Origin of the sequence: Pseudomonas sp. DY-1, assembly GCF_003626975.1 — a bacterium.
Classification (GTDB): Bacteria; Pseudomonadota; Gammaproteobacteria; order Pseudomonadales; family Pseudomonadaceae; genus Metapseudomonas.
The window spans coordinates 32,779-46,668 of sequence record NZ_CP032616.1 but is presented as its reverse complement, the minus strand read 5'-3'; the positions used below and the strand labels follow the sequence as shown (position 1 = coordinate 46,668).

The window sequence follows — 13,890 nt, the reverse complement described above, 5'->3', positions numbered from 1 at the left end:
TTCGGGCAAGGGTCGAATTTCTCTTTCTGGGTGAGGTTGGCCGCAGCGATGGCGGCCCGATCAGGCGAGAGCGCTGTCCGGCGGACGAGCGTGGCGGCAATGCCAGAGCGCCCAGAAAGCAAGTTCGAGCGGCAGGGAAATCACGAGATGGGAGGCCCACTTACGGAAGAACTGGACCTTGGGTACGACTCCGGGAGCACGGCGGGCAGCGCGGGTCTGACCGAGGGTCAGGGCGCGGAGCGGAGAAGTGTGCGGAGTGGAACAACCCATGTGGCAAAGCTGCGTTATTGGAATGCGTTGGAGGCTCGCACGGCGGGATGGGTGAATAAAATTCAGGTTTTCCTATCTTTGGTTAACCAACGACTAAACATTAACCCTGCCTGAGGGAGATTCCATGTCAAAGCCGCAGCCCCGCAGGGTGAATGGCGCTTTTCCATTCACCAGCGGCGCCATACCGGACCTCGATGGTGGACCAGTGAAGCGTGGTCCACCCTACGGCTGAACACTCGGGTTCTGCCTAGCGCAGTTTCAGAGGGTCCACCAGGCCGGCCGCGATGGCCATGCCCACCAGGTCAGGCAGGCGCTCGGCCTGCATGCGTTTCATCACGCGGGCACGATAGAGGTCGATGGTCTTCACGCTAATGTCCAACTGCTCGGCAATCTCGCGGTTGGTGTAGCCCTGCACCAGCGGCAGCAGTACATCGCGCTCACGCGGAGTCAGACTGTCGAGACACTCCTGCAACTGCCCCTGGTTACCTGAGACGGTGCGCTGGTGGTCAGCGCGGGACAATGCCTGCTGCACGCTATCGAGCAGGAGCTGTTCGTTGTAGGGCTTCTCGATGAAATCATGAGCGCCCGCCTTGAAGGCGCGTACCACAATCGGCACATCCGCGTGGCCACTGACGAAGATCACAGGCAGGTCGAGGCCGCGGCTGCGCATTTCTTCCTGCACATTTAGGCCTCCCATGCCGGGCATGCGCACGTCGAGCAATACACAGGCGTCGAGGCTGGCATCGCAGGCGTCGAGGAAGGCGCGGCCGCTGGTGAAGGGCAGCGCCTTGAGACCTACCGACTCCAGGAGCCAGACCGTGGAATCGAGCATGCCCTGGTCGTCGTCCACCACATAGACCACCTGTTCGCCACTGTTGGACATCAAATCGCTCCTGTTACCTTCTTGTTATTGCAGCGGCAGGCGGCAGCGCATGAGCAGCCCGCCCTCCCCGTTCGGCATTCCGTCCAGGGCGCCACCGAATCCTTCGATAATGCTGCGGCTCATCGACAGCCCCAGGCCCAGGCCATCCGGCTTGCTGGTATAGAAGGGAGTGAAGATGCGCGCCAGTTCCTTTTCGCCGAGCCCTGGCCCCTGATCGCAAACCTCGATGAGCAGTTGTCCGTCCTGTGCACTGGCAGCCAACCGGATCACCGATTCCCGACCGGGATGAGCCTCGCGGTTGGCGTCGATTGCGTTGCGCAACAGGTTGAGCAGCACCTGTTCCAGCAACACCCGATCGGCGTAAACCGGCGGCAGATTGTCCGGTAATTGCTCGGCGATCGCCACCTGGCAGGCGCTGGCTTCCCAAGCGCACAGGCGCACCGCTTCGCGGGCCACTTCGGCCACGTCCAGCGCCTGCATCTTGCGCTGCCCCTTGCGCAGGAAGGCCCTTAGCCGCTTGATCACTTCCGAGGCATGGTTGGCGTGTTCGGTGATGCGCTCCAGCCCCTGGGCCACGCGCTCCGCCGCCTTGGGGTTGCTGCCCAGGGATTGCAGGTAGCGCTGGCTGGCACTGGCGTAGTTGACCACCGCGGCGAGCGGCTGGTTGATCTCGTGGGCGATGCCGGAGGCCAGTTCGCCCAAAGTCACCAGCCGTGCGGTGTGCGCCAGCTCATCCTGGTGGCGACGCTGCTGAGCCTCGCGCAGCTCGCGCTCGGTCATGTCGTGGGCCACCAGTGAGTAGTAGCGTTCGCCCCCCGCCGTGCTGTGGGCCAGCAGCACCATGGACACGGGCACCGATGCGCTGCCATCCGGGGGCAGCAGCCGCGAATCGATGCTCCACACGCCCTTGCGCTCGGCGGTGCGCCAGCCCTCGCGCTGCAGGCGCGCCAGATCATCCGCCAGCATCACCTCGGCCAGCGCCGGCATCGGCTGCCGGGCCTCCAGGCGCAGGGCACGACGGGCAGCCGGATTGAGGTACGTGATGTGCCCAGAGGGGTCGACGAACAGCACCGGGTCGGTATTGGCCTCCACTACCTCGGCCAGGCGTCGCCGGTTCTCCTCGGCCTGCACCCGCGCGGTGATGTCGCGGGAAACGCTGACCACCTCCACCACGGCCCCGGTGTAGGTCTCGCGAATGGCGCGGCTGGCCGTCTCGAACCATAGGTAATGCCCGGCGCGATTGCGAATGCGGTAAGTCATGGTGTGATAACCGTCTTGCTCCAGCGCATCCCGGGCGCGCTGTACCAGTTGGGCCAGTTCCTGGGGATGGAAGAGGCACTGGGCGAGCTGTCCGCGCAGCTCTTCCGGCCAGTAGCCGAGCAGGGTCCAGGAGGCCGGCGAGGCGTCGAGGAAACGGCCTTCGGGAGTGTGCCGGGAAATCAGGTCGGTGGTGTTCTCAGTGATCAGCCGGTAGAGCCGACGCGCCCGTGCCGCCTCGCGTTCGGCGAGGATCTGCGCGGTAGCTTCGCGGCAGCGCGCCACCACCCGTCGCTCCCGCGGGTCGGGGATATAGGTCCAGATCAGCATGCGCTCGCCGCACTGGGCCTCCACCCCTTCGATGGCGCGCTCCTGGGCCAGACAGGCACGCACAAGAGAGGAATGGTTCACCGGCAAAAAACGCAACACCTCGGCCAGGGGCATTTCCCCAAGCATCGCCAGCAGCGCGGCGTTCAGTTCCAGGGGGGCGGCCCCGGCATCCACCAGCAGGCTCGGCTGCGGGTCATGGCCGAGCAGCGGCGAAGCGCGCAGTAGGCCGTTGACGCTGCCGAGTAGAGTGGTGAGCAATTCGTGCACGCAGCCCAGCCAATCCAGCCCCACGCCTTCGTGCACTTCCACCAGCAGCAGCCCCCGCTGGCCGATCTCCAGCGTCAGGTCAAACGCTTGGCCATGGCTGATCGCGGCCCGGCGCAGACGTCCAGCCAGCCAGCAGTCGAGCTGGCGGAGCTGATGCAACGACAGCCGCCCATCCTCTGCCAGACGCTCGACCAGGCGTTCATCGCTGGCTTGCAGCGGATCGCCCTGCCCTGGTGGTAGCTGCTGACCGCTGCCTTCATGGCTGTAGATGGACGCACCAGACTGCCAGCTCAGATAGAAGGCCTGGCGTACCTCGGGGCAGCCGCGCAACGCCCGGCACAGGGCATCGGCGCGGGCGGACAGGGACACGCCCTCGCGCTGCAGGCGCAGCCAAGTGTGAAGTCGAACCGGGGTCTGGGTCATAGCGAGTCCAGCGGCAGGGGGTGGGCAAGGATATACCGGTCTACGGAAGGAACAGAAACACTATAGTAGTTTTACTATACGACTCTAGAAGTACTTCCATATGCCCACAAGCTTGTTATATAAATCACCCCAGAGAACTACCGGCCTCTTCCAGATGCGCCGGTGCAGAAGAGCTAATAATCAGCCGCCGGGTATCCAGCATGTCGATCTACGATCAGGGCCTCGCCCCTGCCGCCGTCAACCACATCGCCCTCTCCCCCCTCAGCTTCATCGAGCGCACTGCCGCCGTTTACCCCCATTACCCGGCCGTGATCCACGGCTCTATCCGCCGCAACTGGGCGCAGACCTACGCGCGCTGCCGGCGCCTGGCCTCGGCCCTGGCCAGCCGCGGCATCGGTAAGGGCGACACGGTGGCGGTGATGCTGCCGAATATCCCGCAGATGCTCGAGGCGCACTTCGGCGCGCCGATGATCGGCGCGGTGCTCAACACCCTGAACGTGCGCCTGGACGCTGAGGCCATCGCCTTCATGCTGCAGCACGGCGAGGCCAAGGTGCTGATCACCGACCGCGAGTTTCATGAAGTGATCCGCGCCGCCATCGGCATGCTCGACCACCCGCCACTGGTGATCGACGTCGACGACCCGGAATACGGCGAAGGCCAGGCCGTGAGCGAGCTGGATTACGAGGCGCTACTGGCAGAGGGCGACCCGGACTACGCCTGGCAGTGGCCCGAGGATGAATGGCAGGCCATCTCGCTGAACTACACCTCCGGCACCACCGGCAACCCCAAGGGCGTGGTCTACCACCACCGCGGCGCCTACCTGAACGCCCTGGGCAACCAGATGACCTGGAACATGGGCAACCATCCGGCCTACCTCTGGACCCTGCCGATGTTCCACTGCAATGGCTGGTGCTACCCCTGGACCGTGACTGCCCTAGCAGGCGTGCATGTATTCCTGCGCCGGGTCGACCCGCAGAAGATCCTCAACCTGATTCGCGAACACCAGGTCAGCCACCTGTGCGGTGCGCCAATCGTGCTCAACGCGCTGGTGAACATGCCCGAATCGGCCAAGGCCGCCATCGACCACCCGGTAAACGCCATGGTGGCGGGCGCCGCACCGCCGGCCAAGGTGATTGGCGCGGTGGAGGAAATGGGCATCCGCGTGACCCATGTCTACGGCCTCACCGAGGTCTACGGGCCGGTGACCGTCTGCGCATGGCATGACGAATGGGACGACCTTCCGCTGGAAGAGCGCGCCCGCATCAAATCCCGCCAGGGCGTGCGCTACCCCACCCTGGAAGGCGTCATGGTGGCCGATCCGAAGACCCTCGAACCGGTTCCCATGGACGGCCAGACCATCGGCGAGATCTTCATGCGCGGCAACACCGTGATGAAGGGCTACCTGAAGAACCCCAGCGCCACCAGCGAAGCCTTCGAGGGCGGCTGGTTCCACACCGGCGATCTGGCGGTCTGCCACCCGGACGGCTACGTGGAAATCCGCGACCGGCTGAAGGACATCATCATTTCCGGCGGCGAGAACATCTCCACTATCGAGCTGGAAGGCGTGCTCTACCGCCACCCGGCGGTACTGGAAGCGGCCGTGGTGGCGCGCCCGGACGAGAAATGGGGTGAAACCCCCTGCGCCTTCATCACCCTCAAGGCCGACCAGCAGGAGACGCGCGAGGCCGACATCATCGCCTTCTGCCGCGAGCACTTGGCCGGCTTCAAGGTGCCAAGGACGGTGATCTTCACCCAATTGCCAAAAACCTCCACCGGCAAGGTCCAGAAGTACGTCCTGCGGGAAATGGCAAAGAGCCTCTAATCCGACTCCGGCAGCAGCCGGACATACCAGAGACCCAGGAACGGGGCGGCAGCCAGTGGTTGCCGCCAAGGGCAGTCGCATGCCCGAAAAGCTGCGGCGGCCGGCTACAGGCATCGACAACAACAACAAGCGGAGCCCGATATGACACCTCACCACTCCCCCAACACCTCGGCCAGCGCTCGCATCATGGCCAACCCGAAGTTCCAGCGCCTGGCCCAGGAGCGCGCCGTTCTCGCCTGGTCGCTCAGCGCCCTGGTGCTGGCGGTCTACTACCTGTTCATCATGCTCGTAGCCTTCGTCCCCGGCTGGCTGCACCTTCCCCTCTACGAGGGCAGCCATCTCAGCCGCGGCATCCCGCTGGGTGCCGCCATCATCATTCTTTCCTGGCTGCTGACCGCCTGGTACGTGCGTCACGCCAATACCCGCTTCGATGCACTGAGCGCGGAAATCCTCGCGGAGGGTCAGGCATGAAAGCCCTCCTCGCCCTCCTTGCCCTCGCGCCGCTGAGCGGCTTCGCCGACACCATCACGGCGCAGAAGCAACCCCTCAACCTGCATGCCATCGGCATGTTCTTCGTCTTTGTCCTGGCCACCCTGGCCATCACCTGGTGGGCCGCCCGGCGCACCCGCTCCACCGCCGACTTCTACACCGCTGGCGGTGGCATCTCGGGCTTCCAGAACGGCCTGGCGATTGCCGGCGACTACATGTCGGCGGCCACCCTGCTGGGCCTTTCGAGCCTGGTGTTCGCCAAGGGCTACGACGGCTTCGTCTACATCATCGGCTTCTTCGTCGGCTGGCCCATCGTCACCTTCCTGATGGCCGAGCGCCTGCGCAACCTGGGCCGCTACACCTTCGCCGACATCGTCTCCTACCGCCTGGACCAGACCCGCATTCGCAGCTTCGCCGCCCTCGGCTCGCTGACCGTGGTCTGCTGCTACCTGGTCGTGCAGATGGTCGGCGCCGGCCAACTGATCAAGCTGCTGTTCGGCCTGGACTATCAACTGGCCGTGGTAGTGGTCGGTGTCCTGATGCTGGTCTACGTGATCTTCGGCGGCATGATCGCCACCACCTGGGTGCAGATCACCAAGGCCGTCCTGCTGCTGGCCGGTGGCACCGCACTGGTGCTGATGGCCATGAGCGAGTTCGGCTTCAGCTTCGAGAACCTGGCCGAGCGAGCGGTCGCCGTACACGCCAGCGGCGTCAAGATCATGGGGCCCGGTACCTTGCTGGCCGACCCGATCAGTGCCGTCTCGCTGTCCCTCGGCCTGGTGTTCGGCATCGCCGGCCTGCCACACATCCTGATGCGCTTCTTCACCGTGCCCAATGCCAGGGAAGCCCGCCGCTCGGTGCTGTTCGCCACCGGCTTCATCGGTTTCTTCTTCCTGGTGGTCTGCGTGCTCGGCTACACCGCGATCGTGATCGTCGGCACCGACCCGCAGTACTTCGTCGACGGCAAGCTGGGTGGCGCCCTGGTGGGCGGCGGCAACATGGTCGCCATGCACCTGGCCCAGGCAGTGGGCGGCAACCTGTTCCTCGGTTTCCTCTCCGCCGTAGCCTTCGCCACCATCCTCGCCGTGGTTGCAGGCCTTGCCCTGGCGGGCGCCTCGGCCATCTCCCACGACCTCTATGCCTCTGTGCTGAAAAAGGGCACGCCAGCGAGAAGGATGAAATGCGGGTGTCGCGCATCGCCACCGTGGCTATCGGCCTGGTCGCAATCGGCCTGGGCATTCTCTTCGAGCAGATGAACATCGCCTTCCTCGTGGGCCTGACCTTCGGCGTCGCCGCTTCGGCCAACTTCCCGGTGCTGATCATGGCCATGTACTGGAAAGGCCTGACCACCCGTGGTGCCCTCTGGGGCGGGCTGACCGGGCTGGTGAGCGCCCTGGCCCTGGTGATCTGTGCACCGGCCGTCTGGGTCGGCGTGCTGGGCCATGAGAAGGCCCTGTTCCCCTACGACCAGCCGGCGCTGTTCTCCATGCCGCTGGCGTTCCTGGTGATCGTCGTCGTCTCCACTCTCGATCGCAGCGCCCGCGCCAGCCGCGAACGCGCCGCCTATGACGACCAGTTCGTGCGCGCCCAGACCGGCCTGGGGGCTGCCGCCGCCAGCAGCCACTGATCCATCCGGCACGGCCTGCGGGCCGTGCCTTCCCGCAATCGCCGTAACAGAGGTTCCACGCCATGCCCGAATACAACGCCCCGCTGCGCGACCTGCGCTTCGTCCTGCATGAGGTCTTCGACGCCCCGTCCCTCTGGGCGCGCCTGCCTGCGCTGGCCGAACGGGTCGATGTCGACACCGCCGACGCCATCCTGGAAGAAGCGGCCAAGGTCACTGGGCAGCTCATCGCCCCGCTCAACCGCAGCGGTGACGAAGAAGGCGCTCAGTGGCACGAGGGCGTGGTCAGCACCCCGACAGGCTTCAAGGAGGCCTACGCCACCTATATCGACGGTGGCTGGGTGGGGCTTTCCGGCAACCCGGACTTCAGTGGCCTGGGCATGCCGAAGATGCTCGCTGTGCAGTTCGAGGAAATGCTCTACGCCGCCAACTCCAGCTTCGCCCTGTACTCCGCGCTGTCCTCCGGCGCCTGCCTGGCCATCGACGCCCACGCCAGCGCCGACCTGAAACAGACCTACCTGCCCCCGATGTACGAAGGTCGCTGGGCCGGCTCGATGTGCCTCACCGAACCCCAGGCTGGCACCGATCTCGGCATCATCCGCACCAAGGCCGCCCCCCAGGCCGACGGCAGCTACCGCATCACCGGTACCAAGATCTTCATCACCGGAGGCGAACAAGACCTCACCGAAAACATCATCCATCTGGTGCTGGCCAAGCTGCCGGATGCGCCGGCCGGTCCCAAGGGCATTTCCCTGTTCCTGGTGCCCAAGGTGATGGTCAACGCAGATGGGTCCCTCGGCGCGGCCAACGCCGTGAGCTGCGGCTCCATCGAGCACAAGATGGGCATCAAGGCCTCGGCCACCTGCGTAATGAACTTCGACGGCGCCAGCGGGTGGCTGATCGGCGAAGCCAACAAGGGCCTGGCGGCGATGTTCACCATGATGAACTACGAGCGCCTGTCCATCGGAATCCAGGGCATTGGCTGCGCCGACGCCTCCTACCAGAGCGCCGTGGCCTACGCCCGCGAGCGCATCCAGAGCCGCGCGCCCGCCGGCCCAGTGGCGCGGGACAAGGTGGCCGACCCGATCATCCATCACCCCGACGTGCGCCGCATGCTGCTCAGCATGAAGGCCATGACCGAGGGTGGCCGCGCATTCGCCTGCTATGTCGGCCAGCAACTGGACCTGGCCAAGTACGCCGATGACAGCGACGAACGCCAGCGCGCCGAGTCCCTGGTGGCTCTGCTCACTCCGGTGGCCAAGGCCTTCTTCACCGACACCGGCCTGGACAGCTGCGTGCTCGGCCAGCAGGTGTTCGGCGGCCACGGCTACATCCGCGAATGGGGCCAGGAACAACTGGTACGCGACGTACGCATTGCGCAGATTTACGAAGGCACCAACGGCATCCAGGCCCTCGACCTGCTGGGCCGCAAGGTAGTGGCCAACGGCGGCGCCGCACTCAAGCTGTTCTGCGCCGAGGTGCGCGCCTTCGCCAGCCAATCCGCCACCCCCTACACCACCGAACTACTGGAAGCCCTCGGGCGCCTGGAGGGCACCAGTGAATGGCTGCTGGCCCAGGCCAGCCGCAGCCCCAACGAAGTGGGCGCAGCCTCGGTGGAATACCTGCAGCTTTTCGGCCATGTGGCCTACGCCTGGCTGTGGGCGCGCATGGCTGCCGTAGCCGAAGCGCGTCGAGAGGAGGACGAGGCCTTCTACGGCGCCAAGCTGGCCACCGCCGAGTTCTTCTTCCGTCGTCTGCTACCGCGCACCCTGGCCCTGGAGGCCAGCATCCGCGCTGGCGCCGAGCCGCTCTTCGGCCTTTCCAGCGAACAGTTCTGACCCTTGAGCGTGGCGCGGCCCGTGCTCCTTTGGGCCGCGCTTTTTTAATACCGCTGTACCTGAAAAAACAAAAACAAGAGGACTCACGATGACCCGTACCACCCTCACCTCCCACCTACTGCTCGTCGGCGGCGCGCTGTGTTGCTCCACACCCGCCCTGGCGGACTTCGTCAAGGATTCGAAAGCCAGCCTGGAGCTGCGCAACTTCTACTTCAACCGCGACTTCCGCCAAGACAACGCGACCCAGGCCAAGGCCGAGGAATGGGCCCAGGGTTTCCTCCTGCGCTATGAGTCCGGCTTCACCGAGGGACAGATCGGTGTCGGCGTCGACGCCATCGGCCTGCTTGGCGTGAAACTCGACTCCAGCCCTGACCGTGCCGGTTCCGGACTGCTCAAGCGTGACCGCGAAGCGCCCAAGCGCGCCCAGGATGAATACGGTGAGCTGGGCCTGACCGCCAAGCTGCGCGCCTCGAAGAGCACCCTCAAGCTCGGCACCCTGATGCCCAAGCTGCCGGTGCTGCTGGCCAACGATTCGCGCTTGCTGCCGCAGACGTTCGAAGGCGGTCAACTCAACTCCCTGGAGATCGACGGCCTGACCTTCGATGGCGGACGCCTGCGCCAGGTGAACCAGCGCGACTCCTCGGACTACGAGGACATGAGCATCACCACGGTGGGCGTGAAGAACATCCGCGCGCGCCAGACCACCAGCGATGCCTTCGACTTCGCCAACCTCAGCTACAAGTGGAACGACGCCCTCACCACTGGTTATGGCTTCGGCCGCCTGGACGACTTCTACCGCCAGCACTACCTGAGCCTGAACCACCTGCTGCCCCTGGGTGACGGCCAGAGCCTGAAGAGCGACCTGCGCTTTGCCCGCTCCACCGACGAGGGCGGCAGCAATGTCGACAACAAGGCCTTCGGCGCAATGTTCACCTACGGCTTCGGCGGCCACGCCGTAGGCCTGGGCTACCAGCGTATGAGCGGCGACACCGGCTTCGCCTACGTCAATGGCAGCGACGCCTACCTGGTGAACTTCGTGCAGATCAGCGACTTCGCCAACCGCGAGGAACGCTCCTGGCAGGCACGCTACGACTACAACTTCGCGGCTGTCGGGATTCCGGGGCTGACCTTCATGACCCGCTACCTCTCCGGCGACGGCATCGAGCTGGGCGCTGGCCGCGAAGACGGCAAGGAATGGGAGCGCGACACCGATATCGCCTACGTGGTGCAGAGCGGCCCACTGAAGAACCTCGGGCTGAAGTGGCGCAACGCCACGGTACGTTCGACCAACTTCGGCAATGACCTCGACGAGAACCGCCTGATTCTCAGCTACACCCTGCCACTCTGGTAAGGGCTCAAAGCCAACCTTCGGACCGCGCTGTTGGGCCTCGTTCCTCGACGCCAACCTACGGCAGGACTGCGTCCTGCCTGGCGAATGAATTCGCCCCTACAGGGATGTGCGCACGGGCCGCCCCTCTCCCTTCAGGGAGAGGGGCTCCCATAGGTTGGCGCTGAGCGAAGCGAAACCCGTCGATGACTGCACACCGGGCTAATGGGTATCGCAGGCTCGCGGACCGCCGCCGAACCCATCCTACGGACACATAGCACAGCCCCTCACGCTCACTTCGGGTAAGGCTCGAGCACTGCCTCCTGCTCGGTCTTGAGCATCCACACCACCAGCTTCGCCGGCTTGGAGTCGCTGGCATTGCGCGATTGCAGGTGGACACTGCCCGCAGGCTCGTACCAGCTCTCGCCCGCCTTGTAGCGCTTGGGCTCCTCGCCCTTGAGCTGGGAGATCACCTCCCCTTCCTCAACGTAGGCGAGCACCGAACCTGCATGACTGTGGGCCACGGAGCGTTGCCCTGGCGCATAGTCCACGGTGAGCAGGATGGCCTGCTTGCCAGGCGCATTGAGCAGCTCGTGATCATGCAGGATGGTGACCTGCTCCTGGCCCTCGCCCGTTTCGTGCGCATAGGCCTGGGGGAGGTTCAACAGCATCAGGCCAGCGGCCAAGGCACTCAAGGTCTTCAGGTTGCGCATCGTGGTCTCACTCGCTCGGGATTTTGCGGAAGCCGACAGCCAGCCGGTTCCAGCTGTTGATGGTGTTGATCGCCAGGGTCAGGTCCACCCGCTCGCGCTCGCTGAACTCGGCCGCCAACTGGGCATAGTCCTCATCGGGGGCGTGAGTTTCGGCCAGGCGCGTCAGGGACTCCGTCCAGGCCAGAGCGGCGCGTTCGCGAGGACTGAAGAACGGGCTTTCGCGCCAGACGGCAACCGAGTAGAGGCGGCGCTCGGTTTCCCCACGCTTGCGTGCGTCGGAGCTGTGCAAGTCGACGCAGAAGGCACAGCCATTAATCTGCGATGCACGCAGCTTCACCAACTCCAGCAGCGGCTTCTCCAGGGGGAGTTTGCTCACCGCCGCTTCCAGGGCGAGCATCGCCTTGAGCGCGTCGGGAGAGGCGGAGTAGTAATCCATGCGTGGTGTCATCGAGGCATCCTCGTGGTGGGAAGGGATGCCTCAAAACTACTGCCGACGGGGCTTGTGACCTACGGCCAATTGGCGTGATTACGAGGTGGCCAATGCACGTGCGAGATCAGGGTGAGAAAGATTGTGGTAGCGAATTCAATCGCGAATGAATTCGCTCCGACAAAGAACGATCAAGCCTTCAGCTTGTGGGTCCAGTCCAGCAGGCTGCGCCACAAGCAGATGCCCACGAAGTAGGCCGAGGCCAGCCACCAGATGCCCAGCACCAGGGATTTGTAGAAGGGGTGCTGGAGGATGAGCAGCATGCTGCTGATCATCCACACGAAGGTGACCACGATATTCAGTGGCATCAGCTTGCGCACCCGGAACGGATGGAGGAACTTCAGCTTGGTCAGCGTCAGCGCCGCGAGGGCGCAAATCAGCAGCAGGCTCACAACGGGCAGCGGATCGATGATCCAGATGTACAGCGCCACCACATTCCACGCAGCGGGAAAACCCACAAAGTAGTTGTCGCTGCTCTTCATGTTCAGGTTGCAGAAGCAGAACAGCGACGACACCAGGATAAGGCTCACCGCGACCAGCGCCGTATGCTCGGGCAGGTCGATGTAGCGGTAGATGAAGATGGCCGGAATGAACACGTAGGTGAGGTAGTCGATCACCAGGTCCAGGGTCGAGCCGTCGAAATTAGGCAGCATCGTGCTGGTTTGGACACGCCTGGCAAGAGTGCCATCCAGACCATCGACCAGCAGGGCAGCACCCAGCCAGAGGAGGCAGTCGCGGGGCTGATTGTCGAACAGGGCGAGAATGGCCATCAGGGCCAGCACAACGCCGGTGGCAGTGACACCGTGAGCCGACCAGGCCTTGGCTTTATTGACGACACTAATGTTGGTGGACACGAGGCAGCTCTGCTCTAAATGGTGGGTGACAGAATCGATAGACCGCGATTATGCGTTAGCTTCTCAAATGCCTTCAGAGTTTTGTGAATCCGGCCATGTCGCTTTCAGACATCTTCACCTTGCATATTCGAGCCTAGGTCATCCGCGCCAGACAGCAATACCGGTCGGCGCGCGAACATCCGAAAAACGGCCCCCATCGGTGCGGACTTGCAGCCAGAATTCCAAGACGGCAACCTTGCGCCCTTTCCACCCTGATCAACCGCCATGAGCGCCCCACCCGATCCCACCCGCTGCCCGCTTTGCGGCCAGAGCAACCAGTGCACCCAGGCTGATCCCGCCAGGGCCGGCCAGGCTTGCTGGTGCTTCGAGGCGAAGATCAACCCCGCCGTGCTCGACGAGATCCCCCCGCAGGACATCGATCGCACCTGCCTCTGTCCTCGCTGCGCACGCGCGTTGCCACCCGATGCACCAAGCTGATGCGCCTTGATCGATTTTTGAGCAATTTCCCGGAATTCAGCCGCCTCGACGCGCGCCTGCTGCTAGCCGCCGGTCGGATTCGAGTGGATGGCCAGCCAGTTACCGACAGTCGCTTCGAGGTCCGGGAATTCAGCCGCGTCGAGCTCGACGATCGCCTGCTCCAGGCCGGCAAGCCAGCCCGCTACTTCATGCTCTACAAGCCTTCCGGCCACGTCAGCGCCACCGAGCATCCGGAGCATCCCACCGTGCTCGACCTGCTCGACGAGCCCGACAAGCACGAGCTGCACCTGGGCGGGCGCCTGGACCTCACCACCACCGGCCTGCTGCTGATCACCAACGACGGACTCTGGTCCCGCCGGCTCACCCTGCCCGGCAGCAAGCAGCCCAAGGTCTATTACGTGGAAACCGAGCAGCCCATCGGTACCGAGTACATCGACACCTTCGCGCAAGGGCTCTACTTCGCCTATGAGGGCCTGACCACCCTCCCCGCCCAGCTGGAAATCCTCGGCCCCCGCGCCGCCCGCCTGACCCTGCACGAGGGTCGCTACCACCAGGTCAAGCGCATGTTCGGCCACTTCCAGAACAAGGTCGTACGCCTCCACCGCGAGAGCGTCGGACCGCTGAAGCTGGACCCGCAGATGCAGCCAGGCGACTACCGGTCGCTCACGGCTCAGGAAGTGGCCTGCTTTTAGCTAGATCACTCGCGAGTCACATCGGGATTGAATAACCCGACGAACTGCAAGAATTTTTCCTTTCAATGAGCTTGCGAGTGAAATCATGCCCTGCTTAAATCGGACACAAGGTCAGAGCGTGACCAAAGAGTCACGC

Annotated in this window: 11 protein-coding genes and 1 pseudogene; 7 read left to right on the top strand and 5 right to left on the bottom strand. The window is 64.4% G+C overall.

Annotated features, from left to right (window positions below; translation table 11 throughout):
- Positions 1–517: 517 nt before the first annotated feature.
- A complete protein-coding gene (locus tag D6Z43_RS00500; protein ID WP_120649771.1) occupies positions 518–1,153 on the bottom strand; it encodes a response regulator transcription factor in 636 nt (211 codons plus the stop codon).
- 24 nt (positions 1,154–1,177) lie between these two features.
- A complete protein-coding gene (locus D6Z43_RS00495; protein WP_120649770.1) occupies positions 1,178–3,430 on the bottom strand; it encodes a PAS domain S-box protein in 2,253 nt (750 codons plus the stop codon).
- A gap of 200 nt (positions 3,431–3,630) precedes the next feature.
- On the opposite strand from D6Z43_RS00495, the gene D6Z43_RS00490 reads away from it, so the two are divergent.
- The 5 genes and pseudogenes from D6Z43_RS00490 (at position 3,631) to D6Z43_RS00470 (ending at position 10,555) form a co-directional block, all read left to right on the top strand.
- The gene (locus D6Z43_RS00490) at positions 3,631–5,253 is read left to right on the top strand and encodes an acyl-CoA synthetase (RefSeq protein WP_120649769.1); all 1,623 of its coding nucleotides are present in this window, start codon (positions 3,631–3,633) and stop codon (positions 5,251–5,253) included.
- A 141-nt stretch (positions 5,254–5,394) separates the two neighbouring features.
- Positions 5,395–5,724, top strand: a complete 330-nt coding sequence (locus D6Z43_RS00485; RefSeq protein WP_120649768.1) for a DUF485 domain-containing protein — start codon at positions 5,395–5,397, stop codon at positions 5,722–5,724.
- A pseudogene (locus D6Z43_RS00480) lies at positions 5,721–7,369 on the top strand (cation acetate symporter). The gene D6Z43_RS00485 and the pseudogene D6Z43_RS00480 overlap by 4 nt, the downstream one beginning before the upstream one ends.
- Before the next feature lie 62 nt (positions 7,370–7,431).
- Entirely contained in the window at positions 7,432–9,204 is a 1,773-nt protein-coding gene (locus D6Z43_RS00475; protein WP_120649767.1) for an acyl-CoA dehydrogenase C-terminal domain-containing protein, read from the top strand.
- Between the two features lie 88 nt (positions 9,205–9,292).
- Positions 9,293–10,555, top strand: a complete 1,263-nt coding sequence (locus D6Z43_RS00470; protein WP_120649766.1) for an OprD family porin — start codon at positions 9,293–9,295, stop codon at positions 10,553–10,555.
- Positions 10,556–10,824: 269 nt separating this feature from the next.
- On the opposite strand, the gene D6Z43_RS00465 is transcribed toward D6Z43_RS00470, so the two are convergent.
- The 3 genes from D6Z43_RS00465 to pcsA all read right to left on the bottom strand — a co-directional run bounded on the left by D6Z43_RS00465 (position 10,825) and on the right by pcsA (position 12,585).
- Positions 10,825–11,244 (bottom strand): cupin domain-containing protein, encoded by a 420-nt coding sequence (locus D6Z43_RS00465; protein ID WP_120649765.1) that lies wholly within the window; start codon positions 11,242–11,244, stop codon positions 10,825–10,827.
- 7 nt (positions 11,245–11,251) lie between these two features.
- On the bottom strand, positions 11,252–11,692 hold the full coding sequence (locus tag D6Z43_RS00460; RefSeq protein WP_120649764.1) for a carboxymuconolactone decarboxylase family protein: 441 nt from the start codon (positions 11,690–11,692) through the stop codon (positions 11,252–11,254).
- A 170-nt stretch (positions 11,693–11,862) separates the two neighbouring features.
- Positions 11,863–12,585 (bottom strand): phosphatidylcholine synthase, encoded by a 723-nt coding sequence (gene pcsA / locus D6Z43_RS00455; protein ID WP_120649763.1) that lies wholly within the window; start codon positions 12,583–12,585, stop codon positions 11,863–11,865.
- Positions 12,586–12,849: 264 nt separating this feature from the next.
- Here pcsA and D6Z43_RS00450 point away from each other — a divergent pair, with 264 nt between their 5' ends.
- Together D6Z43_RS00450 and D6Z43_RS00445 are read left to right on the top strand one after the other, a co-directional pair.
- Positions 12,850–13,062 carry a cysteine-rich CWC family protein gene (locus tag D6Z43_RS00450; protein ID WP_120649762.1) on the top strand — a complete coding sequence of 71 codons (213 nt, stop codon included), beginning with the start codon at positions 12,850–12,852 and terminating at the stop codon, positions 13,060–13,062.
- On the top strand, positions 13,062–13,754 hold the full coding sequence (locus D6Z43_RS00445; protein WP_120649761.1) for a pseudouridine synthase: 693 nt from the start codon (positions 13,062–13,064) through the stop codon (positions 13,752–13,754). The genes D6Z43_RS00450 and D6Z43_RS00445 overlap by 1 nt, the downstream gene beginning before the upstream one ends.
- Positions 13,755–13,890: the final 136 nt, after the last annotated feature.

What these genes read in the sequence shown, in the direction of transcription:
- D6Z43_RS00450 (WP_120649762.1), top strand. Translation starts at nt 12,850, where the DNA reads ATGAGCGCCCCACCCGATCCCACCCGCTGCCCGCTTTGCGGCCAGAGC.
- D6Z43_RS00495 (WP_120649770.1), bottom strand. Translation starts at nt 3,430, where the DNA reads ATGACCCAGACCCCGGTTCGACTTCACACTTGGCTGCGCCTGCAGCGC.
- D6Z43_RS00460 (WP_120649764.1), bottom strand. Translation starts at nt 11,692, where the DNA reads ATGACACCACGCATGGATTACTACTCCGCCTCTCCCGACGCGCTCAAG.
- D6Z43_RS00470 (WP_120649766.1), top strand. Translation starts at nt 9,293, where the DNA reads ATGACCCGTACCACCCTCACCTCCCACCTACTGCTCGTCGGCGGCGCG.
- D6Z43_RS00445 (WP_120649761.1), top strand. Translation starts at nt 13,062, where the DNA reads ATGCGCCTTGATCGATTTTTGAGCAATTTCCCGGAATTCAGCCGCCTC.
- D6Z43_RS00490 (WP_120649769.1), top strand. Translation starts at nt 3,631, where the DNA reads ATGTCGATCTACGATCAGGGCCTCGCCCCTGCCGCCGTCAACCACATC.
- D6Z43_RS00500 (WP_120649771.1), bottom strand. Translation starts at nt 1,153, where the DNA reads ATGTCCAACAGTGGCGAACAGGTGGTCTATGTGGTGGACGACGACCAG.
- D6Z43_RS00475 (WP_120649767.1), top strand. Translation starts at nt 7,432, where the DNA reads ATGCCCGAATACAACGCCCCGCTGCGCGACCTGCGCTTCGTCCTGCAT.
- D6Z43_RS00465 (WP_120649765.1), bottom strand. Translation starts at nt 11,244, where the DNA reads ATGCGCAACCTGAAGACCTTGAGTGCCTTGGCCGCTGGCCTGATGCTG.
- D6Z43_RS00485 (WP_120649768.1), top strand. Translation starts at nt 5,395, where the DNA reads ATGACACCTCACCACTCCCCCAACACCTCGGCCAGCGCTCGCATCATG.